Below are 236 nucleotides of genomic sequence, written 5' to 3'. Positions count from 1 at the left end.
CAGCCACACCGACCGGATGGCGCCCATGCCGAGCGGGGACACGGCGCCGCGGTTGACGAACGGCAGCGGGGGGTCGAACTCGAGGGCCTGCTCCTGCAGCACCCCGAGCGGCACCGACAGCAGCACCCGGTCGAAGGAGAGGGCTTCCCCGGTGCCGAGGCGCACGCTCACCCCGGTGTCGACCCACGCGAGGCGGGTGACCGGCGAGCTGTGGCCCACCCTCATCCCGCCTAAGG

Annotated in this window: 1 protein-coding gene; it reads right to left on the bottom strand. The window is 73.7% G+C overall.

Annotated elements, in window-relative coordinates; translation table 11 throughout:
* The coding region (locus KVS71_RS18815; RefSeq protein ID WP_368874983.1) for an FAD-dependent oxidoreductase at positions 1-219 on the bottom strand (219 nt) is incomplete at its 3' end.
* Positions 220-236 lie beyond the last annotated feature (17 nt).

The organism is Microbacterium sp. GbtcB4, from assembly GCF_019091465.1.
In the GTDB taxonomy this organism is placed as follows: domain Bacteria; phylum Actinomycetota; class Actinomycetes; order Actinomycetales; family Microbacteriaceae; genus Microbacterium; species Microbacterium paraoxydans.
The sequence above is the reverse complement of the archived record's forward strand: the minus strand, read 5'-3'. Positions and strand labels throughout refer to the sequence as shown.